Genomic DNA, 24,334 nt, shown 5'->3' with positions numbered 1-24,334 from the left:
AGCAACCCGCCCAGGTAGCGACGTTCTTGAAGCTACGACGCAGCGATGCCGCGTTGAACGACTCCACTCCTCGCCCACTTTCGGGCCCATCCATTCCACCCAACGGGGTTCAGTCCCGTTGGGGCCGGAGCCTCTTGTTCGTCCCTGGAGGTTCCCATGTCCGATTCCTATCCAGCCACAACGGCCACTGCGACCATCGAGCAGGAAGACTGCATGATTCGGGAGGCCATTTCGGTTCTGGAACAACGTCTTTTTCAGCGCGGTCCTGAGTTGACCAGCCTGCCGAGTGCCAAGCGGTTCCTGCAGTTGAAACTCGCACCGCAGAAACATGAGGTGTTTGGCGTCGTATTTCTCGATACCCGTCATCGAGTGATCAGTTTCGAAATTCTGTTTCATGGAACTATCCATGCCGCGCCAATTTACCCGCGGCTAGTCTTGCAGCGCGCCATGGAGCTCAACTGCGCAGCCATGGTGCTTGCCCACAACCATCCTTCAGGGGATGTTTCACCAAGTCAGGCCGACAGGATGCTCACCCAGGCACTGGTAGATCTCCTCGCCAAGGTGGATGTCCGTGTGCTGGATCACTTCATCGTGGGATCAGGTGAGGCATTTTCGTTTGCAGAAGCAGGCCTCATTTAAACCTACAGGTTGGCGTACTGCGAGAGCGGTCCGCCAACACTTTCTTTGCCACACCGTCCGCAGCCCCTCTCATTTTTATAACCACGTTAAATTGGAAAGAGAAGTGTCGCGCTTGGCCACAACTGAGCTAAACCCTAGCTGCTTGAGTGGCGAATTAACCTGCGCGCCCCTGCTTGCGTGCGCACAAAAACCCTCTTGCGCGGCCTAAAATATGGAATCAAAGAACTGTCCCCCAAACATAGGTGGCTTGCCATACCAGTGCACCAAGAGCCAGCAAACCGACAGAAATCAGGCCGATCAGCTGCCTTTTTTGGTTCTGCTTCAACGCTTGCTGGAGATCGGTCAGTTGCGATTGCTGGGTCATCAGCTCTTGCCGGGCCGCCTCCAGACCTGTCACGACATCTTCGAGTGACTGCTTGAAATCTATTTCTTGCGCTTGGAGAGCTTGCTTGACTGCCTGCCGGACCGACTCGAACGTATCTGTCATCATCTTCCGAGTATTCAGGATCGCCGAACTGCTTTGCTTGGCAGATGCCACGATAGCTCGCCGAACGCTTTCCACCTGCAGCGAGAAGCGCTCCTCAATTTGCTGGATGGCCTCCTGCTGCGCAGTCATACTCGATTCCAACACTTGCATACTGGCTTGCAGCTTTTGCTCTAGGCCTCCCTCAAGAACAACAAGTTCCTCACGTAAAACAGTCTGTTCCATTTGCAGTCGCGCATTCTGCCCCTCGAATGCTTCACGCGCCTGCACGCTGGCTTGCAATTGCTGCTCTAGGTTCTCGTCAAGGATACCCAGTTGCTCACGCATAGCAGTATGCTGATTCTGCAGTTGCGCATTTTGTGACTCGACCGTCTCACGCACCTGTTCGAAAGCCAACTCGCTCCGCTGGGAAGACTCCACAACAGCCTGCTGAGCGCTTTCGACCTGCAGCGTAAAAAGCTCCTCCATTTGCCGGATGACCTGCTGCTGCGCCGTCGCGCGTGACTCGAACGCTTGCTCACTGACTTGCAGCTTCAGTTCCAAGCTTTCTCGAAGAACCACGAGATGCTCATGCAACGCAGCTTGGTCATGCTGAATCTGTTTGTTCTGCGCTTCGAACGCCTCGTGCACCTGCCGCTCTGCAGTTAACCAACGCTGATCCCGCTCCTCCAACCCTTGGCGCAAACGCGCTAGGTAATCCTGCGTAGACTCTCTCAAACGAAGATCGACACTTTGGCTCAAATCTTGGTTCGCCAGGTGAATGGCCTTCTCGGCCTCACTCACCCGAACTACACATCCTACAAGTTTTTGTGCCTGCTCCTGGGTGATACCTTTGGCCTGCATCAGCCCTTCATTGGCGGCATTAATTTCCCGCTGTTGCTGCTCCAAAATCCTCTGTTGACTGAGGATCTTGCCGTTTTGCGTCTGCAACGTGTCGGCCTGGCCTTTCAAAATATTCTGCTGCTGTAACAGAACACCCTGCTGATCATGCAGAATCTTGGAGATTGCTGTATTAACAATCAAAAGCTGCGAGGACTTCTGCGTCAGGCTGCCAATCGACTTGTTCAAGTCAAGCTGTGCGTCCTGAACTGCATCACTCCGATCGTTCCACCAGTTACCGAAGAAGTTACCTTCCTTTTGCTCACGACGCGCGCGCTCCAACTTGCTGGTGGTTGATTGAACCGACGCCTGGGCATCGGTCATTCCCTGTACCAACTCCCCGATATTGCTCTGGCGGTAGATCTGTTCCGGCACACTGACCGAAGAGAAAGCTTCGACGATCTGGAGGTCTTGCCGCGTTGCACTACGATCGTTCATTTCCATCTCAAAGCGTTTCCAGAAAATCTTCTATGTCACGTTGACTCGATTCGATGTACTCGATCATCGCCACGCTTTTTGCAACCTGCTCACGGGTTAGCGATACCGTCTGCTCGAGGCTTACCAAGGTCGCATCAGCCATTCGGCCCGAAGCCGCGAAAGTATGTCCAATACCCTGATAAAGAATGATCGACTGGTTGTAAGCGCTCACATTCCGCAAGGAGCTTTCTGACAGTTCAACCAAACCTTGTGCAAGCTCCTCCCGACGCCGAGAGTCCGCGATTAATTCATCCATGAATTGCTCGTCGTAGCCGTGACGATAGCGATCAAACAGGCAGTCGATCTGATAGGCGAGAAACGCCGACAACAAACCGCTCAACGTACCTATCAATGCCGAGGACAGGATATCGGCCACAGGTAACAGAAACGCCATACTCGAGATGAACGTTTTTACGGTCTCCTGGAGCAGGAGACCCACCGATGACACAACCACCGCACTCAGCAACTTCAAGCCTTCCTGCAACGCTTGATCAGATGTCAGATGCGCCGGTGGAAAGAGAATCATCTTGAAAGCCTTGAATAATCCAATCAGCCCCTCGCGAATGACCGTGACAAAGCGCTTGGCAGTAGACAGAAACCCGTTAAGCACAAAGGTCAGCAAATTGCTCATGAAGCCACTGATGCCTCCCTGGAACATCTGGGAGACTGCATCGGGAATTTTCTTGAGCACGCGCTCTACCACCACAGCCAAGCGCTGACGAATCTCTTCGAACAAGGTTTTACCCTGTTCTACCCCGTGCTTGATCAAAGCTTTGATCTCGTTGAACAGGCTATTGACCAATTCATTGAGCAGCACACCCAAAGCTTGGCGCAGGCCCATCTGAGCGGCCTGGTTTGCGCCTGTCTTAAGCAGTTCACCGGTTTGCTTGACTCTGATCGCACGGTTCGCGGTGCCCTCCAGGAACTCTTCGGAACGGTCCTTTGCCGCCCTCATCCGCTCCGAATCAAGCCCTAGGCGTTCGGCCTGAGTCTTGCCATCGACCACTTCATCAGCAAACTCAAGAATGTCTTTGGCTCGCTTGGGGTTGTTCACATCCCGATGCGTTGCGACCAGGTTTTCTGTGCTGTTCGCCACATCGCTAAGACGATCTAGGCCCTCACCTGTGTTGTAGGCCAGATGGTTCTTTCGGCCGTTATAGATCGTCTTCAGGGCTGTAACATGATCGGCCTCTAGGTGTGCAGGGTCGACCTCATTACCGGTATAACCGTCTACTCCTGGTGCCTTAAGCTGATCTTTGACACTCTGCTTGATGTCCTTGAGCTTGCTGCGGTCATACCGCTCACGGGAAGCGGTATAGGTTTTCTGGTCCTTCTCCGCCACGTAATCGGCACTGGCGTTTTCGAAGTTATGGACGGTGGTGACATTGCCGCCATTGCGATCCTCGAACATGGCGGTAGAAAGGCCGAACGGCCCGATTACTTGGGCAATGACCTGCTGCTGACAATCGCTGAACAACTTCTGCAGCCGCTGTTCCTTCAATTCGGTAAGGGTAAGTTCCATACCTTTTCCTTGGATAAAATAGTGGGCGAACAGGGACTATCAGAAAAATAGAGCAAACCAGGTCGTGAAGCTTTCACTGACTACACAGCGCGCGCCGTCGTCGTGCCATACCGAAATCACCTGGCCTGACTTGCCACCAGCGGCGGGCACAAGATCTAAACAGAGGTAATCACCACTCCCGTTGGAAGCGAATGGAATCCATCCGATGTTCCACCAATGACCCTGCACTCCCGGATCTGGCTCGGCACCACCATTATCGAACCCTGCACTTTCAGACTGTTTTTTCCAGAAAATCCAAGCATCTAGAATCCCGGCACTGGAGAGCCATTGATAAGCGCCTAGCAGCGGCTCGCTGATACCCTTTTGGCCATCGTGCCCGCGCAAGGCATCGAGAAACCCATCCGGCAAGCTGACACCCAGTTCACTTTGTAATCGCTGAAGAACTTTGCCTGTTGCAGGGGGATTCAGGTCGGCCAGAAGTGCCGGTTTGTGCGCTTGCAACGACGCCTCGAACAGGTGCCATTTGTGGGTCATCGAGGACTCCTTGGGAGGCAGAGATATTCAGCGCAGCATTAGCTGTAGCGCTCTAGTCTGCAGCGTATATCGGCTGAGCCCATCGAGTCTTTAGTTAATGCAGATCACTCGATGCGTTAGGCACTATTAGTAAAGTAATGCCGTGAACACCGCAACCTGTAAGCCAATGTGAGCATCGCAGCATAACTTGTTGCAAACTTTCAGTAACGAGTCGCCAAGCGGTGGTGTTCCCTTAGCTAGGGAATCCTAACTCTTGCGCAACTGGCTATTTAGAGAAGCCGGAGCGCCGGCAGCGGAGAACGCACCGGCATTCTATCAAAGGCAACCTTTTCAAATACGGGCACGACCAATCCCTGGTTTTTGGTCGCTCTGCCCCTCTAACATATCGGACTTTATGAACCCACTCCTGAAGTAGGTTCTAGTCCATGTCACGCTTGATCGAACGCCTTCCGTCACATGGGCTTTTCCTGATTCTCATCAGCGGACATGGCACTGCGTCGGCGCTGGACCTGGGAACTGTTGTGGCGTCAGCCTCATCTCCTCAATGCCTTCAGTACCGCGTTGTCGGGGTTTGCTATTGGCTTCTCTGCACCAAGTTTGGTTGTAAAGTCCGAAAATCCCCAAAGGTCAGCCACTATGTCCCGGATGCCGTAGTGTCCAGCTACGCCTCCACGGGAGAGAACCCTTGGCAGCCAGCCCGCCATTACAGTCCTGTCAGTAACGATGCACGCAGCGGCGGTGGCGGTACCACGTCTCATAGTTACGAAAACGTCCTCAGCAAATTCAAGAATGCCGATGTGATCGGCCACCCCGCTGGCGCAATGTTCAGTCAGTTCGCCAATCGCTCCGGCTATGTGTGCGCAGGCGCAGGGACGCCCCTGACTCCCTTCTACCTGAGCACGCTGGACAGCATCGCCTGGCGCTTCAACATACCCGAAGCGGTTTTCCCTGAAGCCCTGACTCCAGGCCTGCGCGAGATCGGTAGCCGCAGTTCTCAAAATCTGTGGGGAGCGATCTATCCACGAGGCGGCTTCCTCCATCAGGTCGACGACTACAAGGCTGCCGCAGTGGTAGCCCAACGAGCAGGCGACATCGTCACTCGCCGCGGCCAGGCCCATGTCTACCAACCACTCCTGGCGAAACCCAAGGACGGGTACTGGCCTGCTGGCCCTTTGCAAGAGAGCGACGCCAACAGCGGTACGTGGCAGGAACTGACGCCCACCCTGTCAAAAACCTGCACAACCTTTCCCCACACAGACCCTCAGGTTCAAGCCCAACGAGGCGACTACGCCTGGACACTTTGGAGACCCTACAGCTGCTGTGAGCGTAAGGGTCAGACCTATCTCGGCTGTACCGACTTCGAAGGAGCGACACGATGAACCTTCGCACTCACCGTACCTGGCTGATTGCACTGCTGATGTCTGCCGGACTGGTTCAGGGAGCACCCACACTGTTCAACAGTGGCTTCAGCGCAGGCGGCAGCGTTCTGGGCGATGACGTGTTCTACAGCATTGGTGGAGGCAACGCCGTTTCCATGAATGGCGCAGCCAGCATGAGCAGTATCGGGGTCGGCGCGGGCTGGAACAACAACCTCATCTGCGGGGACATGCGACTGGAAACGACGCTGCAGAACCAGCTCAACGGCATCACCAACGGCTTCCAGTCGATCATGAGCTCGGTAATTCAGAACGCTACCAGCGCAGTGGCGTCCCTCCCCGCGTTGATCATTCAGCGAGCCGACCCCGGCCTCTACAACCTCCTCACCAACGGCATCCTCCAAGCTCGCCTGGACTTCGACCGCTCCAAGAACACCTGCCGGGCAATGGCCAACCGTATGGCTGACATCGCAGGTGGCCAGTTGGGCTGGAACCAGTTGGCGGAGGGCATGGCCCTCACCCAATCGGTCGGTAGCAAAGATGCAGTCGCAGCAGTCAACCAGGCCGAAACCCAACGTGGCAGTCGTGGCGTACCCTGGGTCGGAGGCCAGCCGGCCGGCGGTGATGGTCAACCACCTATCAAACTGGTCAGTGACGTCACTCGCGCGGGCTATAACCTTGTGAACGGACGACATGTCGATGACACGTCTCCCGCCAACTTCAACAACTGCGCTAACCAACTGAGCTGCCAAACCTGGCCCACCCCACAAGCAGCCTCGGAGTGGGCCACGCGGGTGCTCGGCGAGCGTGAGCAGCGTACCTGCGACACCTGCACCAAAACCCAGACACAACCGGGCGCCGGCCTCACACCCGAAATCCAACGCGAGCACGAACTCAAGCTGCAGGCCCTTCAGCAACTGGTCAGCGGTAGTACCCCGACTACCTTCGAAAACCTCCAGGCAGCCAGCAGCCAATCACTTCCCATTACCCGAGGCGTGATCGAGGCACTCCGTGATGAACCCGACCGCGATGTGCTGACCCAGCGCCTGGCCTCAGAGGTCGCGTTGTCAGCCGTCCTGGAAAAAGCCCTGCTGCTGCAGCGCACACTACTCATTGGCCGAAAGGAGCCCAATGTCGCCGCCAACGCACTGGCTCAGCAGACGCTGAGCAGTGAAAACGAAACGCTGACCCAGGAAATCAACAACCTCAAAACTGAACTGGAACTACGACGCAGCCTTGCAGGCAACACCGCCCTTCTGCTGATCCAGCGCAACGACGCTCGCAGCAACAGCTCACGCGGCATCTACCAAGGCGATGACACCCGCAATCGCCTCCAGCACATCCAGCGCCCCACAACCCCGGAGGCTCCGCGATGAACCGCTGGCAGACAGCAAAACGCCTAGCGGCCACAGCGCTGATACTGCTGCTGACTGTCTTGATGATTCTCGCCATCTGCCTTGTCACCATCGAATGGACTGGGGGCGTTGAGCAATGGCAGGCTTGGCTGCGCCAGCACTCCTCACTGCTGAGGATCTGGCGACTCACCCTTTACACGGCACTCACCTATGGCTGGTGGCGCATGCGTCAACGCCTCCGTCGCCGCGGCATGACTCAGCCACAGCGCAACCGTCTTCGCCGAGCTGAAATCAGTGCAGTCCTTTTGATGATTGTGATGGAGACCCAACTGCTCTACCTGGACCTGAGCACGGTGAGCATCCCATGACCCTCTACACGAGCGATTACCTGGAGTACTACCTCACACTCCTCGGCTGGCTCGTTCATAACGGCATATGGCAGATGCTGGTCAGTACCGGCCTGATCGCTTTGCCATTCTGCGTGATCATCATTCAGGAGTGGCTGCGCGCTCGCAGCGAAGGCGCCGACGAAGGCAATAAAGGTGTGCTGTCCACCCTTCGCGTGGAAAACCGCACTTGGGCAGCCTGTGTCGTCATCCTCTTCGCCGGCCTACCCATAATTCCCCTCGACCTCAACACCCTGCAGTTCGACGACACCCGCTCTTCACAGTGCCAGGTCCAAGTTGCCACCCCACAGGAAACACGCTGGTCCACCAGCTTCAGCACCCTGAACAACCAGAGCGCACAGGTTCCGATCTGGTGGTTCTTCATGCACTCCGTCTCCAAGGCCGTCACGGGTGCCGCCGTAGCAGCCATCCCCTGCGGCACTGACCTGCGACAGCTACGGATGGACATTGATGCCACGCGAATCCACGACCCGCTCCTGGCTCAGGAGGTCGCCGACTTCAGCCACGATTGCTATGGCCCGGCCCGTGCAAAACTCTTCACGCAACGCCCCTCACTGAGCGAAGGTCAGATGAGTGAAGTCAGCTGGATCGGCTCCCGCTACTTCCTGACGGCATCAGGTTTTTACGACACCTACCGCGCCAAAGCACCACGTAACGCTTGGCCTTACGATGCGAACCGTGATGCAGGACTACCAGCCACACAGAGCGGCGGATTCCCTACGTGTAGCCAATGGTGGGAGGCTCCCCACATCGGACTGAGAGCACGGCTGCTGAGCCACATCGACACAGACCTGCTCCAGAAATTTAAACGTTGGACCAGCTTCCTCAGCCAGGAGAGTGCCGAGGACGCCATGATCCGCACGGTGGTATCTCCACGGCAGCAGTCGCTGAACCAAGGGCAGGTCTACACCGACTACGGTGGCCAGATCGGCATGAGTAAAGCAAACGTGGCAACCCGCAGCGCCGGGGACCTTGGATTGACTGTGGGCGCTTTGGGTTTCTTTCCCGCCATGGACGTTGTCCGGCAAGCGCTCCCCATGGTGCTGTCATTCCTGAAGATGGCCCTGGTGATCTGCATCCCGCTAGTGCTGGTCATCGGCACCTTCGACCTCAAAGCCACGATGACCATCACCTGCGTTCACTTCGCCCTGTTCTTCGTGGACTTCTGGTTCCAACTCGCCCGCTGGCTCGACAGCACCATCCTCGACGCCCTCTACAGCTGGAACTCCCCACACAGCAACTTCAACCCCCTAATGGGCCTGAACAACTCCTTCGGGGACATGCTGCTCAATTTCGTGATGGCAACGATGTTCGTGGTCTTACCTGGCTTCTGGGTCGCTAGCCTAGCTTGGGCTGGCATGCGGGTTGGGAACATCGCGCAGTTGCTCAACTCCGGTAGTGACGATGCTAAATCGGCGGGAGGCAAAGGGACGGGAGTTGCATTCAAGGTGGTGAGGTAAGTGGATCAATCATCATCCGAGATCCCTACATCAACCCGATTTCCACCTCGATACAACCCATATCCACTGGACCCGTCCCGCCATTCAGGTTGGTCATCAAAATCATCGACATTGGCTTTCATCATTCCCCATCCAAACAGCATAACTATCGCCAAAATGAAGGCTATCCAGAAAAAGCTGTACGCCACCCCCCCCAATACGCTGAGCTTCAGAATCCAGATCAGCACAGTCGTGATTTGGATTGGTACACCCCGCTCTTGGAGTACTGCAGCCACAAGTCCTTCCCGCCGCTGCTGGCAACGCCACTTCTTACCGAGCCACCTGCCGAGGCGTTCAGCCCTGGTCGAATCAGATGAGGTATTCAATCATCGCTCCTTCCGCCCAATCCGGCGGGCACTGGATTTATTCCTGTTCAACTCAGCGCCATACCACCGATCTCGGGGTCCCACCCGGCGCCAGCACAGTCTCAAAAGGTAACGACCCAAAGGGGAAAAACAAGGGAATGGAAATGAAGGGGAAAGGCTCTACTCGCAAAAGGGAAAAGGCCTACTCAGCCACTACCTGGCTCAGATCGGGGATCCACCGCCTGCTCAATCCACAGGGTTCCCACTTGTCCTCCATAGAACCCGATGCCCCCACCGGCTGGACAGCACCGCAATCAGCACAACAACTGCTGAACACGCCTCGACGCCAACTACTCATCGAGCAGATCTGGCAGCGGACGTCCCTATCACGGGCACAGTTCGAGAAGCTCTACCTGGAACCCTTCAAGCGCTACGCAGAACTGGTCCAGCTCACCCCCGCCTCTGAAAGCCACCACCACGCCTACTCGGGCGGCATGCTTGATCACGGACTGGAAACAGTCGCCTACGCCCTCAAGCTGCGACAGTCCCACCTGCTCCCAATCGGAGCACCGCCCGAAACACAGGCAGCCCAAGCCGAAGCGTGGACGGCCGCCTGTGCTTACGCTGCCCTTCTCCACGACATTGGCAAGCTTGCCGTTGATGTCCAGATCGAGCTTGCCAACGGCCAGCACTGGAGCGCCTGGCATCCCCCGATCTCACAGCCGTATCGGCTGAACTACCGCAAAGGTCGCCAATATCGCCTTCACAGCGCAGCGACCGGCCTGCTCTACAACCGGGTGCTTGCTGCACCAATTTTCGACTGGATCAGCTCATATCCCGAACTCTGGGCCTCACTGCTGTATGTTCTGGCAGGCCAGCTCGAGCATGCGGGGTTTCTCGGAGATCTTGTGGTCAGAGCTGACCAAGCCTCCGTAGCCCAAGCCTTGGGTGGAGACCCGAGCAAAGCCCTAGCCGCCCCAAAACACGCCCTTCAACGCAAACTCTTGGACGGACTTCGCTATCTCCTCACGCACGAGCTGAAACTCAACCAGCCGCAGGCCTCGGATGCCTGGCTTACCGAGGACACCCTCTGGCTGGTCAGCAAAACCGTCTCCGACAAATTGCGCGCCCATCTGCTGTCACAAGGTATCGAAGGCATTCCAGAACGAAATACAGCCGTGTTCGATGTGCTACAGGATCACGGCATCGCTCAGGAAAGCCCCGAAGGCAAAGCCATCTGGAAAGCGACAGTCAGCAGCACTAGCGGCTGGCAACATACCTTCACGTTTCTGAAGGTATCGCCAGCGCTCATCTGGGAACTCAATGCCCGACCGGAACCTTTTTCCGGCACCGTGACGGTCGACGTTCCCGAAGAGAAAAAACAAGGCACTACACCAGTCCCGTTGCCAAAAACAGGCTTGATGCTCCCTCCTGACCTGGACCTCGGAATGGAGGACTTCCTGGACTTCGGGCTGATAGCACCACACGACTCCAGCCCCGCGAATGGTGTTCGTTGCGCCCCAGCCGAATCGAAGGAGCTCATATCCGCGGCCACCACAGAAACAATCCCTGACACCCCGTCCGGCGAACACTTCATGGCCTGGCTACAACAGAGTCTGCGCTCCCGTCGCCTGATCATGAACGATGCCAAGGCGTTGGTTCACACCGTTGCGGAAACGCTCTATCTGGTCAGCCCTGGCATCTTCAAGCGCTACATCCAGGAGCACCCGAACGTCTCGGCGCTGGCCAGGGCAGATGAGGTCGGTGACTGGCAATGGGTGCAAAAACGCTTCGAACAACTGCGTGTCCATCATAAGCAGGAAGGCGGCTTGAACATCTGGACATGCCAAGTGACAGGACCACGCAAATCACGTCGTCTTCACGGCTACCTGCTCAAAGACCCGGGCGATCTGATCGGCGAGTTCAAGCTCAACAACCCCTATCTGCATCTGCATGTTTCGAAGCCTGGTGACGACGCCTAACGATTCCGGGCTCACCCTGCGCAACGCGAACAATTTGAAATAAGGACATCCCTTCACCACCGACAAACACGGATTACTGTTCAGCCCTCATCCCATCACCTGAAGGATCAGGCCATGAACAATTTCATCATCACGTACCGCATCAAGCACGACACAGACTACCAACGCCGCTACGACTCCTTCACCCGCGAGTTGAAGACACTCAGCGCCGAGAATTACTGGGATGAGACCTCATCCTTCTATGCACTTGAGGCTACATACAGCGCACTCGAGCTTTGCGAATGGATCTGCCTGACAACCGCGTTCGACTGCGAAAAAGACACGATGGTAGTCATCGATATCAAGAATCGAAGCAAGGCTTCCAGTGGCGTCATTCAGGATAGTGGGCAGCTGGATTTCTGCGTCGGCTTCTAACTGCAACACTCCGCTCACACCCCGAAACATGGTGTGACCAAGTAGCGTATTCATAAATTGACATCGAGTCCCCGCGGGTTAACGTTGAGGCATGTTCCGCTGGCGTCGCCAGCAACATGCCCCGACCGCCTGGATCTTCAACGCGGTGGCTCGATGTATCGGGCCGATCCACCGATCGCCTCGCCTCATAACGCGATCAGTCGACCCCCAAGGTCGATGGAGGCAACACTCTTCAACCCTCGACGGGCCTACCCCGTCGAGGGCAGGCCTTTAACTCCCTGGAGGCCTTTATGAAAATGGAACTGGCTCTGTACCAAGCGCTGACCGCGATCAACGTACCTGAGCTGAAAATCACCGCTGTAATCGAAGCATTGGAGGCGGATTTGCTCTCGCTATTGGCTACCAAAGCAGATGTTGCTGCGCTCCGTACCGAGGTCAAAACCGACCTTGCTCAGATGGAAACCAAGCTCACCATCAGGATGGGCATGATGTTCTCTGCCACCATCGGCATTTTGTTGACTGCAATGAAGGTGCTTCTGTAGTACCGCTTACACCGCAGCAGCCCTTTGAGATAGGGGCTGTTGTGGTTTTTCGCTTACCACTCGCTCCAACTCTCCCTATCTCACTGAGTGTCCGTAATGCCAACCTGACTATCTCTGCGAAATGAAACCTTCTTAATCGTTAATGGCGCCAGATCAGCGAATTTAGTTTGACTCCAAACTTCATTAGCTTACTATTGAAAAATCGATCCACTAGCTTCTGTTTATTTCTCAGACCATCCAGGTGAAGCGCTATGTCCCGTCTTGCAGAATTCCGTAAACTCGAGCAGCAGCTCGCCGCTCAACTGGCTGAGCTCGAAACCCTCAAGAATGATGTGGGCCTGAAAAAGGAGTTTGAGTTCGAAACCAAGCTGCGTGCACTTCTCGCTGAATACGGCTTTAACCTCGGGCATGTTATCGCCCTCTTGGATCCTCAGGCCTCGGCACGCCGCCCTGCGGTCCAGCCAGAAGCAGCGAAAACTCGTAAACCTCGAACCTTGAAAGTGTACAAAAACCCACATAACGGCGAAGTGGTCGAAACCAAGGGCGGCAATCACAAGACCCTCAAAGACTGGAAATCCCAGTATGGCCAAGATGTTGTTGAGTCGTGGCTTTCCCAATGAGCTTGATTTCTAACACCAGTACGTACTCGGATGCAGACCAACCTTAATGGCTCATATGCAAATGCACTCCTATTAAGAACTCTAGTCAAGCCCGTTACCGGGGCATTATAGAGCCTCATATCTTGAAATCGTTTATTTCCAGCTAGAGGCTCGACCCAAAGACGGAACTATGAAAAATCAATTGAATTTATCTGAAAAAAACAGTGTCCCTTGAACCCAAAGGGCCACAACAAACCTACCAGCATTCGAAGGTATTACCTGCATCCACATCTGGCTATAAAGCGCGCCCAATTACCCTAGACTCAATCGCATGCTGAATAAGAAACCTAAACGCGCCCTGATCCATTACTCGACAGCAGACATCAGTGCTTTCTCAGGAGACACTGGGCGTTTCAAAGTCAGAACCCAAGGCCGCGTCTACACTCTCGATTTGGACACAGACAAACATAGCAGCATCACAAGATTCGTCACCCCCAAATGTGCCCTACTTTTCACTGACGCTGCGGCTGAAAAATTCAAACCTCACACGCTCAAAACCATCTCCTTTTATAAACGATTCCTTGGCCAATACCGCTCAAGAGCCTTTGGCGACGTAACCTGGAAAAAAGAGGATACGGTAGCGCATGGAAAGGTTTTGCAGATACGCGACATAGAATTTGTGACAATTGACAGCAGATTCAGGAGGCACTGGCAGCAATTCAAAGTCTACGCAGCCATATCAGGCAATATATGTTTAGCTTTATTATTCTTTAGCTCACTAACCCTGACCACCATGAGGCGTTTCTTTCCAGGAGAACTTACAAGCACTCTCGGCTATTATGCGCGCCAGGCTTTTAACCAACTCGAACCCCTAGATCGATGGTTAAGTGCCAACGCTCCAGCCCTATTTATCTCGCTAGCGATCCTAATTGCGTTGCTTTTTGGGGTCTCGAACTACACACTGAAGAAAGTGTCTTTCGCTGACGATCTTGAAGCTCTCGGCTTTTCGAGTAAAACTAAAGCTCCGCAACCACCCCCTGACTCATAGCCATTAATATGGCCATACTGGGCATGGCCGAATACAAAGCGTATCGTACTCATCACTACTAAGCCTCAAGGACTCGACATACATTATTTATGTCACCGCGACTGACCCCAAAGAAGTCAAGCTTTCAAAAATGGCGGATCGACTTAGATAATAAAACTACTATTTTAGCAACCTCCCCTCGCGCCTGTATTGCACCTACCCCATTAGAAAGTTGCACTTTCAAAGGAACAGTACAACAACAGCCCAATTTTGGAGAGAATGGCAGCCGTTTCCTTTTTTAGCGAACTGCGACCGGGGATGATTATGATGAATGCACCGTACCTGCCAGGCCAACGCGACAGCAGAATTCGGCCGGCCACTGCGCCAGACCTGCTAGCTATTAATATTTGGCTCACCCTCGAGGCGCGCGATGGATTTGGGTTCATTCACAACTGGGAACTCATCCAGAGCACTTGCGCTGAAGGCCGGATGCTTGTCTGGAGTGAGGCTAATGAACCCATTGCCTTTCTCACCAACGGCCTCTCCTGCGACACGATCCTGCAGGTTCAAACCGAGTACCAAGGACGTGGCATTGGGCGAGCTTTAGTTGGGCATGCTATCAAGTTGGAAGAAGCTGCCAACAACGCCGTGCTCGTAGTCCAATGTGAGCCACGTGCGTCAGTGGAGTTCTGGATCCAGATGGGCTTCGAAACCCACCGTCAGCGTGCCGCCTGTCTTTCGCAAGGTCCAATCTTCATGCAGCGCCTGTCCACTCGTCCCAGTAAAGACGTCCGCGGCGACGATTGGGAGATGGTTTCCGTGTTGGTTTACCCCGAAGCAGCTCTATACACCTCTCGGCAAATTCAACCTGATCGAGTGCACTACGTGATGGGCAGATTTCACTCGCAAGATAGAGTCGTCCAACTCGCGCGCCGCGTCGCGATTGCTAATGAACAGGTCCTCAATGACCCCGTCGTGGAAATCACGGTCAGTGGACTTACCATCCTCAGAAGGACCAAGGCCAAATACAGGGCGGCTGAAGAGGTTGGCCTGACAAGGACACCGAACGGCTGGGGTTGGTACCTGGACGAAATCTATCTTCCGAATGACTTAAGCGATGCTTGAGCTACACCTGAGCTCAATAGAATCGAGGGTCTTATCCATGGACCCGATGGGAGAGCTGGTTCAGCGTCAACTTCAATTGCATCGCACCGTCCATAGCTGATCAATCCGGGTGGTATACGACTGGCTCATCATATCCCGCCTCATTCCCCAGTCCGGCGCCGAAGGTACGCTGGCGGAGCGCATTGTCCCCCTGCCCCAGCGCACGTTGATGCTGTCCATTACCTGCATCAACCGATCACATTCCACCGGCTGGTTGGCCGTAAACAGGTCCCCCGAAAACTCTCCCGGCTGTCGCAGATCCATCAGCAGCACCTCCGCTTTGCTGTAGCGGTAGCCTGGCCGAAAGATCTGCGCCACCGCCCTGGAGGCAAGCCGCGTCATCAACAACGTATCGCTGGTGGGGTACGGTAACTCGACCAGCGCTCCTTGGGCATGGTGCGCTTCGTCAGGGTTGAACATCCCGGTGCGGATGCTGATGCGCATTCGCTTGCAGACCGAGCCCTGGGCACGCAGCTTTTCAGAAGCACGCCCGACATAGGTGGCCACCGCCTGCCGGATGGGCTCCAGCTCGGTCAGCCGCTTGCCAAACATCCGGCTGCAGCAAATTTCCTGCTTAAGCGGCTCCACTTCCTCCAACTCAAGACATGGCGTGCCGGCAAGCTCGCGAGCGGTCCTCTCGACGACCACGCTGAACGTCTGCCGCAAAGTCCGGGGATCCGCCTGGGCCAGGCCCATGGCAGTCCGAATGCCCATGCCTTCAAGGTGCATGTTCATACGCCTGCCTATGCCCCACACCTCTTTCACCTCGGTATTGCGTAATACCCAGTCGCGCTTGAACGGATCACAGATGTCGACCACTCCACCTGTGTGAGACAGCAGCCGCTTTGCCGTGTGGTTGGCCAATTTGGCAAGCGTCTTGGTGGGCGCAATCCCGATGCCGACCGGAATGCCCGTGCACTGCAGCACCCGCGATCGGATCTGCCGGCCAAACTGAGTGAGATCACTCTGGATACCTGTCAGATCAGCAAAACACTCGTCAATGCTGTAGATCTCGACGGCCGGGACCAGCGACTCAATCACCGTCATCACTCGCTCACTCATGTCTCCGTAGAGCGCATAGTTACTACTGAACGCCATGATTCCGTGACGACGCATTTTTTCCTTTGCCTGGAAGTAAGGCTCTCCCATTTGCACAAACGGCTTCGCGTCGTAGCTTCGAGCGATCACGCAACCATCGTTGTTGCTAAGCACAACGATCGGCACCCTGGCCAGGTCTGGACGGAAAACGCGCTCACACGATGCATAGAACGAGTTGCAATCGATCAGTGCGAACACCTGGTCACTGTGCATGATCGCGGACGCTGTAGCGGACAACGCCCCAGATCACCAATTCGTCGCCCTCCATGATGTGTCGTGCCGGGTACTTGATGTTCTCCGACTTGAGAATCACCACGCCATCACGTCGGTGTAGCCGTTTGCATACCGGCTCGCTGTTGACCGCGGCAATTACGATATCGTCGTGTTCCGCCTCTCGCCCTCGGTCCACAATAACCAGATCGCCGGAATAGATACCTGCCCCTTCCATGCTGTCGCCCTCTACCTTGATGAGATACACATGGGGCGCTCGAAGGTCGAATAACTCATCGAGCGAGATATGACCTTCCAGATGGTCAGCCGCAGGCGATGGAAACCCGGCCGGGACATGGAAGGAGTACAACGGGAGTGGTTCGGTGCCGCCGGTCGGCGCACCCAGGAGCGTGATGTTCATGATTACGGGCTCAATGCAAACTGTATGCATATACAGTTAATCCAGCATCAGACGCCTGGTCAATGCCGAGCAGGAAATTTCTGACAGACGAGGTGGGAAATGTGCGGACGGTATTCGCTCTACGAGTCTATGGACCACTACCTGCGGCAGCTGTCGCTCGACCTGGTCGTAATCAATGGCTACGACCATGAACCAATCAATCGGTACAACATCGCGCCCTCGACCCGGGTTGAAGTGATTCGACAACTGGGAGATCGGCTGGCAGTGGATCGCGTCAAATGGGGATGGTCGCCTTTCTGGGCGAAGGGAAAGCGTCCTGATCCAATCAATGCGCGGGCCGAGACGATAGCGGCGGGCAAGTTTTTCAAGGCGCTTTGGCCGGCAGGCAGAGCGCTGGCGCCGGCGAACGGGTGGTATGAGTGGATTCCGGACCCGGCCGACCCGAAGCGCAAACAACCCTACTACATCACCGGCGCCGACGGTGAACCACTGTTCTTCGCAGCGCTGGCCGAAGTACATCAAGGGCTAGAGCCGGACGAGCGGGACGGGTTTGTGATCGTCACAGCGGCTGCAGATCAGGGACTGGTCGACATACATGATCGCAAGCCGTTGGTGCTAACCCCTGAGCTGGCTAGGGAATGGATTGATACGGAGACATCGCTAGAGCGCGCTGCTGAAATTATGGCCAGTGGCTGCAGGCCAGCGGATGCCTTTCAGTGGTATCCAGTCGGCAAGCAAGTGGGAAATGTGCGGAATCAGGGCCCAGGGCTGCTGGATACCATTCATCCTTGAAGCAGAGCTAAAAGCACTGTTAATACCAACTTTCTCCACAACGTCCGCTCGACTCAAAGCAGCCAGTTGCTACTGGCTGCAACCCACCAGACGTGGACATTGACTTGTCGCCCTCAACTCGAAGTCTTGGGTTGGGAACCTGCACTCATTGCCCCGTACTACCCTGACTATGTAATCGAACATCGCTCGAAACTACATGACCCCCGCTAACTCACCTTGAGGAAAACGGAAGCAATGCTAGCCTACTGACATTATGCGCCGGCGGTAAAAGACATTTACGCTACAGCCAGGGGAGGCTATATGCTCGCAAGGTTTTGCTTAGGGGGGTTATTGCTAGCAACAATACCTCCATGCAGCGCTGCTCAAGCTCAAATCACCGGCCCGTTTGACTTGCCAATAGGCAATGGCCTCGGTCAGGTCGGTATTGAGCGCATTCCCAACGAAGAATGCAGGGGGCCGGCCACCATCGCCCCTGGCCCCAATGGCCAGTTGGCCATTCTGGACAGCGTCAACCAAAAGATCCTGATCGTCGGTACAAAGGCCGCCACAGAAATCAAGCTGCCCCCCGACTTGCTCGACCCCGTCGATTTGATCGCGACGACGTCTGGGTATGTGGTAGTCGGCGCGCTTGGCGACGTGGCTCTTGTTTCAGCGACGTCCAGGGTCAGCGCGCGCTCATTCACCCGCTATGACCCCGAGTCAGGCGCGCCCCGCCTTGTGGTGCTGTCGGACGGTCAGCTCACGCTTGAGAACCTCGCCGGCAAACAGGTGCCCATCGATATCGACAGCAAGGTATTGGGGGCGCTCGCCGATCCAGGCCAGGTGGCCGCGTCATTCTTTGATTTCAAGCTGGAAAAGCCCACCCTTGCAGTGGGCAGGAACGCGATCTCCACCACAGGGTTCAAGCAGACGAGCGTTTCCTCGGAGCGACGCTTGGTCGATGTGCGCATGCTCTGGGCGAGCGCTGATGAAGGCGCCCTAATTGCAACGCAGGAAACCGTGAAAGCCCCCAAAGAACTGAGCTTTGTGCGCCTTATCACAACCGATGTGCAAGGCACGCTTACCGCGGAGGCATACATGTCGCCAGATGCCTACGCTTGTAATATCCGCCGCCCTTTCGCGCGATTGACCAACGGCGTGGTTGTCAGCCTTTCATTTGCCAAGAATGGGAAAGTCACCGTTGAGCCTGTGGTTTTTTCCAAAGTCGGCACCGCAAAGCCGGTGGTTATCGCTCGCCCCACAGATGTGGCGCTGATCGCATCGGAACAGGACATACTCAAGCAGTTGGAGCAGTTGAACGGAACCAGCGCTGTCGGCCTAGTAGCCCTGCAACAGGTCAGCCGCCAGAGCATCTTGAAAAAAGCACGTGAGGCGCTGGAACTGAAGTGGGTCATGCATGCTAATAATTACAGCCGCACCGGAGTACCCAACCTCTGTAACCCCTCGGCCAATATCTGGCACCGCCCAAGCCGTCTGGATGCGCTGCTGGAAAAGGAAGTTACGGCCATTCCCTACCGCTGGGGCGGTTATGCTAGTTCACTCGATACCTTCAGGCAGCACCTCAGTGATGGCAGGCTGGCGGGCTCTGATTGCACATGCCGCAGCTCCAATTGCGTCTATCCCGCCGCAACGGGTCTGGACTGTTCAGGCTTTGTCTCCTACGCCTGGCAAACAGGGGCTTACTACACAACACGTAGTCTGCCGGATGCCAAAGTAAGCGCAGCCGTGCTCTGGGAGAATCTACGGCCCGGCGACATCGTCAACAAGTCAGGGTCACATGTGCGGCTTCTCGAAAGCACCGCAAACGGCCCAAAAGGACGTTTCCATACCGTGATCGAATCAGCGGCCAATGCGTCCTGCGGCGGCGTTTGCCGGCGGTCGTACAGCGAAGCTGAGTTGATGCAGGCTGGCTACAAGCCTCTCTCGCGACTGGACCTCACGCCCTGAAGGAGGCTAAGTATGAACAGCACGAATCAAGCCACGATTGCGACGCTGATGGCGGCCTTTTCTCTCGATACCGCGTACGCAATGGAAGATAGTTGTTTGTTTGAAAACAACAGAGACGCGACGGCACGCATCCACTACACCTGCATCCTGGCCAATGGCGATGGCAATTGTGAAAGCAACGGCTCGGGATTTATCGTCTCCGAATCCGGGCTGGTCATCACGAACGACCACGTCATCCGCCCTGTAGGAAATGTCACAGTCGAATCCGAAACAATCGATGTCAAGATCGGTAACAGGCGAACCAGCAGCGTGAGGGCCACGGTTGTTGCACGTGACCGGGCTAACGATATCGCGTTACTGCAATTGTCCGCGCGTGGCGATGGCGAGAGCTGGCAGAGCGTTGCAATCGGCACGGCAGTGCCGACGCCTATTGCTGCCCCGTTGATGGCTCTGGGATATGCCGGCTGGGAGCTGGCAATGATACCCAACGGTATGAAAACAGCGGAGCTGGCCGAAGTCGACGGCGTCTACAAGCCTTGGTGGCAAACCAATTTGGCACTGAACGAGGGCAACAGTGGCGGGCCCGTATTCGGCAGCAATGGCACGGTCATCGGCATCTCTGTCGCCTACAAAAGATCTAGCCAACTGGTCTCGTACGTTATCCCTATTTACTACGCCAAGCCGTTCCTTGACCAAGCCGGTGCACAATCCGTCACATACGGTAGTTGTGCCACCTACCCTGCATGCAGGAGGAAGATCCACGGCATTGAAGGTTACGACCTGAATGTAACAGTCGAAAAGCTAGGCGAGTGGCAAACCAAGAAATCCAGCAGCCCAGAGTTCTGCAATACATTTCTTACCGAACTACAATCGCAATTCCCGAAGTCCGAGTTCACGTACCTGCAGTCCAGACAGTACACGAATATGAACGGCCACAAACGCGAGCATCTTTACTATTGCAAGTTCCAGCGGCTCGAAGACCCGATTTACAAGCTTGCGCACTCCGAATTCTGCCTGCAATAAATATTGGCAAGGCTAGTGTGGTACTCTCAGAAATACCGAAGTGAGATTAGGGAAGTGGAATTAGTCGATTGGCCGCTGTTGCCCGGTAGCTGCCAGCAGCGACTGAACGCGCTCGACCTATTGAAGACCTTCGGCAACGGCTGAAGTCGGCAAAAAGCAGTGATTCCATCACTGGCTTTTTGCGGCTCACAACAAGCACCACTGTCGAAATATTTAGTTTCCCTAGTTTTTTGCTATTGCTCACTTTTATCTTTACGGATAGATTAATTCCTGTAGCGTCGACGACCATTTTTGCGCGCTATCTAAATCTAGCCGAACCTTATCACTTCCAAGAAAACGGTATTTTTATGAGCTCAGCTGTATCTAAAATCATGGCAATCTACAAATCTCATACTTCTTATACAGAGCAAACCCTCAAGGCTCTTGGTCAAGCGGGAGGCGATGCAGCGGTAGAAGCAATCATGAGCATTTACAAGTCTCACACTACTTACAAAGAGCAGACATTACATGCTCTTGGTGAGGCTGGGGGGGAGGAAGCAGTAAAGGCGATCATGAGTATCTATCAATCTCATACTACATACAAAGAACAGACTCTGGCTGCTTTAGGTCGTGCCGGCCGCAAGTTAGCCTAGCACGCCCATCAAGCAGAGCCGGCTACGGCGGGCGACTTACCTAGCAAGTTAGTGGTTGGTTGTCTGCCCTAGGCCGAAGCTGTGTGAACCCCAACCAATTTTGGAAAATCACCTCGGCTCGGTGTTTCACACCCTCGGTCGATAGCGACCCTTCACGAAGGACAGTAGCCGGCCAACAGCCGTCGCAAGTCGCGCCCGCGATTGACACCAGCAAGAAATCGACCAAAACTGTAACGCTGTAGGACAGACAGTAATGGGGCCTAGGCCCACGCAGAAATTTCTATTGAAGCGCCTCGACGGTTCGATATTATCTGATCTTGAGTTCCCACAGCATGGAGGCTTGATGCAGGCACTTATAGAAATGTCTGAAGGGTTGGAGAATCTAAAACGAATCCTTGCGGAACTTCCAACTGACAGCAGTCACTGGAACGAAGCACAGAACAGATTTCAGTTTATTGATAGGTTGATCTTCGAGTGCCTAGGGTGGGCGCACCCGAATGTGAGCGTAGAGAAAACTGACGAGCTGGGCGGTCGTGCAGACTACATTTTTGGAAAACCAGCGAAAGCCATACTAGAGGCTAAACGCGAATCGGCTTATTTCGATTTCCCTTCCATTGGCGGCAATCTGTTACGCAAGATGCCCTCCTTGATTCTGGCTTCAAAAACATTCGACGCTGCGGTCAAGCAAGTAATTCCATACTGTGCAATCAATGGCGCCTCCGTCGCGATCGTCTGCAATGGACCGCAGTTGGCGATTTTTCAAGCGATATCACCTGGTTACCAGCCTTTGGATGGCGAGTGCTATATTTTCAACGGATTCGATTCCTATGTAACAAATTTTGCAATGCTTTGGAAACTGATGTCTCCGGAAGGCATTGCCGAAAACCGAGCCTATCGTGAGTTGGCCCATCATCGTCATCCACGGATCCCGCCAAAGGCATCGACAGTAATACCTGAACCACTCAAATACAGGTACCGAAACCGTTTTCAGGAAAATTTGCGATCCTTATCCTCGCTCTTGCTTGAAGAGATCGAGGATAACACAGAGCTGAAGGCAGACTTTTACAAGGAATGCTACATCAAGCTAGAGGCAAATAACCGCCACCTGCTGCTGAGCAGGAAGGTTATCCAAGCCCGTTACCGGCGCGCCGGAGAACTCGGGGTGGCGCCTTCCGCCTTTGACGAAATAGCGGTGGTGGATGGAGGCAACCTGCAATTCAGCGACCCTTCATTGGCCGCAGCTGGATCAAGGCCGATTGTGATCATCGGCGATGTAGGGGTCGGCAAGACCTCGTTTTTTGAAAACCTCTACGAAAGCCTGAGCATATCAGAGCGGGCTCAAACTTACTTTCTGAACCTTAACCTAGGGAACAAGGCGACACTCAGCTCTTCGGTCAAAGATTTTTTGCTGTCAGAAATACCGCGCGCCCTGAAAGAACATTACGCATTAGATATTTACGAAGCGTCCTTTGTTGAGTCCATTTATCATCGTGACTTGCTCGACTTCGATAAAACAACGCCTGGTCGACTTAAGGAAACCAATCGCGCCAAGTATGACGATGAACGCGCCAGCTTTCTGATCGACTTGACCAAGAAAACGGATATGCACCTGCGCGCATCGCTAGGTCATTTATCAAGAGGGCGAGGAAAACAGATAATTCTAGTCCTCGACAATGCTGATCAGCGATCATTCGAGGTTCAGCAGGAAACCTTCCTGATCGCACAGGAATTCGCTTCGACGCGCAATTTGCTTGTTTTTGTGGCCTTACGCCCGAGCACTTTTTTTCTCTCGAAGACGACGGGGGCGCTGTCCGGGTATCAAAACAAAGTGTTGACGATCTCCCCGCCGCCCGCTGACGAGGTAGTGCAGAAACGTCTGATATTTGCTGGCCGTGTCGCGGAAGGGAGCGTTGCTCCAGCGACCTTGACTGATATAAGGGTGCACCTGACTAGCGTTGTGGCTTTCTTAAACGCCACGCTCCGCTCGATACGGGCAAACGATCAGATCAAAACATTTCTGAGCAACGTCACAGGTGGCAATACCCGCTCGGTGATCGAGCTGATCACTGGCTTTTTTGGGAGCCCCAACGTCGACTCGCAGAAGATCATCGACATTGAAGAGCAACGAGGAAACTATCGAATACCGTTGCACGAATTCACCAAACACGCCTTGCTGGGTGAATATGCATATTTCAACGCACAGTCTTCGTTTGTTGCCTGCAACCTATTTGATATTCAAAGCACGGCAGATCCCCGAGAGCACTTTCTAGCATCGCTGATTGTCGCCTATCTAGCTTCAAGCCAAGGGGTAGCTGACAACGATGGCTTCGTAAGCGGGAGGACAATCGGTGCTGAAGTCGCAACTCAAGGCTTCATCAGCGACCAAATTGCGAAGTCGCTGAAAGGACTGGCAAAGCGCAGATTAATTGAAACACCGCATGGTCACTACAGAGAAATTCACGTTCAGGACAGCGAAGACCCTGAAAACTTCTATTTTAGGGCAACGTCAATCGGGATCTATCACATCAGGTACTGGGCAGGTTCGTTCGCCTTCCTTGACGCCATGTCCACTGACACTCCGATTTTTGATGAAGCAACCCGGGGAGAGGTCTCAAAATTTGCAGCCTCTTTTGCTATCTCCGACAGGTACAAGAAAACAGCGGCCTTTAAAGACTATCTCGAAAGCCAATGGCATGCCGCAAACTTCACGGTCAACTACTTTGACTTCTCTGCATTGCTAATCAGTCAGGATGAAACCTTCCAAACGGTTGCCAGGCACCTTTCACCTGGCTTGCCGCGCGACAGCAGGCGAGGCAGGTGATCATGAGGGTAATCCTGTAATAGACAGGGCGCGGTAATCACTTGCTATCTGCCATAACTCAAGGCTGACAGTCGAGCTCTGTCCAAATCTACCCAAACAGCCGTTTTGGTTAAAGCCAATTTCCCACAATGGAGGACAGTCCGCTTTTGGCCAACTGCGGGCTTTCGCGGATGTCCGGTAAGGGT

The 24,334-nt window shown here is 54.7% G+C and carries 22 protein-coding genes; 16 read left to right on the top strand and 6 right to left on the bottom strand.

Annotated features, from left to right (window positions below; genetic code table 11):
- The first annotated feature begins 144 nt into the window (after nucleotides 1-144).
- Complete coding sequence (locus DM374_RS26445) at nucleotides 145-639, top strand: JAB domain-containing protein (RefSeq protein ID WP_404821383.1); 495 nt, start codon at nucleotides 145-147, stop codon at nucleotides 637-639.
- 217 nt (nucleotides 640-856) lie between these two features.
- Here DM374_RS26445 and DM374_RS26440 read toward each other — a convergent pair whose 3' ends face one another.
- The 3 genes from DM374_RS26440 to DM374_RS26430 are packed head-to-tail and all read right to left on the bottom strand — an operon-like array spanning nucleotide 857 to nucleotide 4,535.
- A complete protein-coding gene (locus DM374_RS26440; RefSeq protein WP_110972531.1) occupies nucleotides 857-2,446 on the bottom strand; it encodes a coiled-coil domain-containing protein in 1,590 nt (529 codons plus the stop codon).
- A gap of 1 nt (nucleotide 2,447) precedes the next feature.
- Nucleotides 2,448-4,001 (bottom strand): hypothetical protein, encoded by a 1,554-nt coding sequence (locus tag DM374_RS26435; RefSeq protein WP_110972530.1) that lies wholly within the window; start codon nucleotides 3,999-4,001, stop codon nucleotides 2,448-2,450.
- A gap of 39 nt (nucleotides 4,002-4,040) precedes the next feature.
- Complete coding sequence (locus tag DM374_RS26430; protein WP_110972529.1) at nucleotides 4,041-4,535, bottom strand: SMI1/KNR4 family protein; 495 nt, start codon at nucleotides 4,533-4,535, stop codon at nucleotides 4,041-4,043.
- A 425-nt stretch (nucleotides 4,536-4,960) separates the two neighbouring features.
- Here DM374_RS26430 and DM374_RS26425 point away from each other — a divergent pair, with 425 nt between their 5' ends.
- The 4 genes from DM374_RS26425 to DM374_RS26410 are packed head-to-tail and all read left to right on the top strand — an operon-like array spanning nucleotide 4,961 to nucleotide 9,133.
- Nucleotides 4,961-5,914, top strand: a complete 954-nt coding sequence (locus DM374_RS26425) for a TIGR03756 family integrating conjugative element protein (protein WP_110972528.1) — start codon at nucleotides 4,961-4,963, stop codon at nucleotides 5,912-5,914.
- Nucleotides 5,911-7,287 carry an integrating conjugative element protein gene (locus DM374_RS26420; protein WP_110972527.1) on the top strand — a complete coding sequence of 459 codons (1,377 nt, stop codon included), beginning with the start codon at nucleotides 5,911-5,913 and terminating at the stop codon, nucleotides 7,285-7,287. Before DM374_RS26425 ends, DM374_RS26420 begins: the two co-directional genes overlap by 4 nt.
- A complete protein-coding gene (locus DM374_RS26415) occupies nucleotides 7,284-7,634 on the top strand; it encodes a hypothetical protein (RefSeq protein ID WP_110972526.1) in 351 nt (116 codons plus the stop codon). Before DM374_RS26420 ends, DM374_RS26415 begins: the two co-directional genes overlap by 4 nt.
- Nucleotides 7,631-9,133: a conjugal transfer protein TraG N-terminal domain-containing protein gene (locus DM374_RS26410; RefSeq protein WP_110972525.1), complete on the top strand. Its 1,503-nt coding sequence runs from the start codon at nucleotides 7,631-7,633 to the stop codon at nucleotides 9,131-9,133. The genes DM374_RS26415 and DM374_RS26410 overlap by 4 nt, the downstream gene beginning before the upstream one ends.
- 5 nt (nucleotides 9,134-9,138) lie before the next feature.
- Here the strand turns inward: DM374_RS26410 and DM374_RS26405 are convergent, their stop codons facing one another.
- Nucleotides 9,139-9,498, bottom strand: coding sequence for a DUF3742 family protein (locus DM374_RS26405; RefSeq protein ID WP_110972524.1), 360 nt, complete (start codon nucleotides 9,496-9,498; stop codon nucleotides 9,139-9,141).
- Between the two features lie 143 nt (nucleotides 9,499-9,641).
- Between DM374_RS26405 and mobH the strand changes: the two genes are divergently transcribed.
- From mobH to DM374_RS26375, 6 genes are all read left to right on the top strand, one after another.
- The gene (gene mobH / locus DM374_RS26400; protein WP_191985320.1) at nucleotides 9,642-11,459 is read left to right on the top strand and encodes a MobH family relaxase; all 1,818 of its coding nucleotides are present in this window, start codon (nucleotides 9,642-9,644) and stop codon (nucleotides 11,457-11,459) included.
- Nucleotides 11,460-11,573: 114 nt separating this feature from the next.
- Nucleotides 11,574-11,873, top strand: coding sequence for a hypothetical protein (locus DM374_RS26395; protein ID WP_110972522.1), 300 nt, complete (start codon nucleotides 11,574-11,576; stop codon nucleotides 11,871-11,873).
- 290 nt (nucleotides 11,874-12,163) lie between these two features.
- Nucleotides 12,164-12,415: a hypothetical protein gene (locus tag DM374_RS26390; RefSeq protein ID WP_110972521.1), complete on the top strand. Its 252-nt coding sequence runs from the start codon at nucleotides 12,164-12,166 to the stop codon at nucleotides 12,413-12,415.
- A 251-nt stretch (nucleotides 12,416-12,666) separates the two neighbouring features.
- Nucleotides 12,667-13,035, top strand: coding sequence for a histone-like nucleoid-structuring protein, MvaT/MvaU family (locus DM374_RS26385; RefSeq protein ID WP_110972520.1), 369 nt, complete (start codon nucleotides 12,667-12,669; stop codon nucleotides 13,033-13,035).
- Nucleotides 13,036-13,345: 310 nt separating this feature from the next.
- Complete coding sequence (locus tag DM374_RS26380; protein WP_110972519.1) at nucleotides 13,346-14,062, top strand: hypothetical protein; 717 nt, start codon at nucleotides 13,346-13,348, stop codon at nucleotides 14,060-14,062.
- A 258-nt stretch (nucleotides 14,063-14,320) separates the two neighbouring features.
- Nucleotides 14,321-15,166, top strand: a complete 846-nt coding sequence (locus DM374_RS26375; protein ID WP_110972518.1) for a GNAT family N-acetyltransferase — start codon at nucleotides 14,321-14,323, stop codon at nucleotides 15,164-15,166.
- Between the two features lie 72 nt (nucleotides 15,167-15,238).
- Here DM374_RS26375 and umuC read toward each other — a convergent pair whose 3' ends face one another.
- Both umuC and DM374_RS26365 read right to left on the bottom strand, forming a co-directional pair.
- On the bottom strand, nucleotides 15,239-16,516 hold the full coding sequence (umuC, locus tag DM374_RS26370) for a translesion error-prone DNA polymerase V subunit UmuC (protein ID WP_110972517.1): 1,278 nt from the start codon (nucleotides 16,514-16,516) through the stop codon (nucleotides 15,239-15,241).
- A complete protein-coding gene (locus DM374_RS26365) occupies nucleotides 16,506-16,934 on the bottom strand; it encodes a LexA family protein (protein WP_110972565.1) in 429 nt (142 codons plus the stop codon). Before DM374_RS26365 ends, umuC begins: the two co-directional genes overlap by 11 nt.
- A gap of 99 nt (nucleotides 16,935-17,033) precedes the next feature.
- On the opposite strand from DM374_RS26365, the gene DM374_RS26360 reads away from it, so the two are divergent.
- From DM374_RS26360 to DM374_RS26345, 5 genes are all read left to right on the top strand, one after another.
- The gene (locus DM374_RS26360) at nucleotides 17,034-17,726 is read left to right on the top strand and encodes an SOS response-associated peptidase family protein (protein WP_110972516.1); all 693 of its coding nucleotides are present in this window, start codon (nucleotides 17,034-17,036) and stop codon (nucleotides 17,724-17,726) included.
- 300 nt (nucleotides 17,727-18,026) lie between these two features.
- Nucleotides 18,027-19,673, top strand: coding sequence for an NlpC/P60 family protein (locus DM374_RS26355; protein WP_110972515.1), 1,647 nt, complete (start codon nucleotides 18,027-18,029; stop codon nucleotides 19,671-19,673).
- A 12-nt stretch (nucleotides 19,674-19,685) separates the two neighbouring features.
- Nucleotides 19,686-20,696, top strand: coding sequence for a S1C family serine protease (locus DM374_RS26350; RefSeq protein ID WP_110972514.1), 1,011 nt, complete (start codon nucleotides 19,686-19,688; stop codon nucleotides 20,694-20,696).
- Nucleotides 20,697-20,932: 236 nt separating this feature from the next.
- Nucleotides 20,933-21,328 carry a HEAT repeat domain-containing protein gene (locus DM374_RS33275; RefSeq protein WP_157969750.1) on the top strand — a complete coding sequence of 132 codons (396 nt, stop codon included), beginning with the start codon at nucleotides 20,933-20,935 and terminating at the stop codon, nucleotides 21,326-21,328.
- Between the two features lie 343 nt (nucleotides 21,329-21,671).
- The gene (locus DM374_RS26345; RefSeq protein ID WP_225422593.1) at nucleotides 21,672-24,149 is read left to right on the top strand and encodes a hypothetical protein; all 2,478 of its coding nucleotides are present in this window, start codon (nucleotides 21,672-21,674) and stop codon (nucleotides 24,147-24,149) included.
- Nucleotides 24,150-24,334: the final 185 nt, after the last annotated feature.

This window comes from Pseudomonas huaxiensis, assembly GCF_003231275.1.
Lineage (GTDB): Bacteria > Pseudomonadota > Gammaproteobacteria > Pseudomonadales > Pseudomonadaceae > Aquipseudomonas > Aquipseudomonas huaxiensis.
The sequence above is the reverse complement of the archived record's forward strand: the minus strand, read 5'-3'. Positions and strand labels throughout refer to the sequence as shown.